The sequence below is a fragment of the Stieleria sp. genome (genome assembly GCF_041595215.1).
GTDB classification, from domain to species: domain Bacteria; phylum Planctomycetota; class Planctomycetia; order Pirellulales; family Pirellulaceae; genus Stieleria; species Stieleria magnilauensis.
This window is the reverse complement of the sequence record NZ_JBFHKV010001407.1, coordinates 1-1,805: the sequence shown is the minus strand read 5'-3', so window position 1 is coordinate 1,805 and position 1,805 is coordinate 1. Positions and strand designations below refer to the sequence as shown.

The 1,805-nt window shown below is 59.3% G+C and carries 2 protein-coding genes; one reads left to right on the top strand and one right to left on the bottom strand.

All coding sequences use genetic code 11. From position 1 onward, the window contains the following. Window positions 1-112 precede the first annotated feature (112 nt). A complete protein-coding gene (locus ABX749_RS31655; RefSeq protein ID WP_372899549.1) occupies window positions 113-1,030 on the top strand; it encodes an N-acetylglucosamine-6-phosphate deacetylase in 918 nt (305 codons plus the stop codon). A 117-nt stretch (window positions 1,031-1,147) separates the two neighbouring features. Here the strand turns inward: ABX749_RS31655 and ABX749_RS31650 are convergent. Next, window positions 1,148-1,805: carboxy terminal-processing peptidase (locus ABX749_RS31650; protein WP_372899548.1), on the bottom strand; the 658-nt coding region annotated here is incomplete at its 5' end.

Here is a 1,805-nt window from a genome sequence, read left to right as displayed (position 1 = left end):
CCGATGTCCCCGCCAGCATCCTGAGGAACCACTCGGGGACGACGTTGATCATCGACGACGCCGCGGCGAGCAAGATTCCCGAGGACGTCAAAGCAACGCTGGAGCGAGTCGAATGAGCGGTTTTGTTGATTTGCAGGTCAATGGCTATTACGGCGTCGACTTCAACAGCGATGACTTGACCGACGAGGCCATCCTGACGGCTTGCCGGCAGATGCGCAGCGACGGGGTCACCTCGTTTCTGCCGACGATCATCACCGACCAGATCGATGCCATGGTCCGTCGGATCCGACGCGTGGCCGATGCCGCCCAGTCGCATGCCGAAATCGCCGAGATCGTCGCGGGCATCCATGTCGAAGGCCCCTTCATCAGTCCCGAACCGGGATTTGTGGGTGCCCATCCGGCAGACTGTGTTCGCGAGCCAACGATCGAATTGGCTGAACAGTTGGTCGAGGCGGGCGGTGGTCGCGTGCGGTTGCTCACGCTGGCCCCGGAAATGCACGGCAGCGTCGAAGTCACCCGCTGGCTGTGCGATCAGTCAATCGTCGTTGCCGCCGGGCACAGTGACGCGTCGATCGCTCAGTTGCGCCAGGCGATCGATGCCGGCTTGTCGATGTTCACGCACCTGGGCAATGGATGCCCGGGACAGATGCATCGCCATGACAACATTGTCCAACGCGTGCTCTCGCTCTCCGACCACCTCAAAATCTCCTTCATCGCCGATGGACATCACGTGCCCTGGTTTGCGTTGGGAAACTATTTGAAGTGCGTTCCGGAACAAAACATCGTGATCGTGACCGACGCGATCGGCGCCGCCGGACTGGGACCGGGCTTCTATCGACTGGCCGGCCAGATGGTCGAAGTCGACCAGCACTTGGCCGCTTGGGCCGAAGGCCATCAGCACTTCGCCGGCTGTGCGACCACCATGCCGCAGATGGCCGAGATGCTCGCCAGCCGATTGGGAATCGACGCCGAACGGATCGATCGCTGGACCCGGATCAATCCGATGGAATTATTGAAAACCGGCCCGTAGTGCTCCGTCAACTTTTAGGTTGAGGGTGCCGCGGAAAAGGGGTCAGGCTCACGCTTCGACCGTTCGCCGGCGGAGCCGGCGTCGGTGGCGAACAAGATGCTTACCCCACATCCGCACTTAGTTGCGGACCAACTTTTCTCGGCGGAGGCCTTCGATGTAGTCACCAGCAATGTTGATGACTTCGCGGTTGTAGAAGGTATCGCGGAAGACTTGTTTGTCCGTCTCCTGTTCGATTTCTTCCTTTTCCTCTTCCTTCTGGGCATCGAGTTCATCGCGTCGCTGCATGAACGCCGTTTCTTCCAGCGGAACGGTTTGCTCTTCTTTCTGCTTGACGAACAGTTCGATGCGTCGCATCAGGTCGACGAATTCTTTGTCGGCTTTGACGCGTTGCTCGGACTTTTGTCGCAGTTCGGTGAGCAGATCGTTCGGAACCAGGTTATAGATGTCGTGACGGGCGCCGTTGATGCGGTCTTCTTCGAGGGCGTACTTCAGATCGCCTTCGGCGACATCCATCTTTTGCGTCAGACTAGGCAGCACGATATCGGCCGCGACACCGCCGCGTTGGGTGCTTTCGCCGTCGGGCAGATAAAACTGTTGCAGGGTGACTTTCAACGCCCCGTAGTTTTGGCGTTGGGTCAGGAACAAGCGTTCGCCGAGGTCCATCAGCGTTTGCACGGTGCCTTTGCCGTGAGTGGCGGGGTCACCGACGATGATGCCTCGATTGTAATCCTTGATCGCACCGGCGAAGATCTCGCTGGCGCTGGCGCTGAACTTG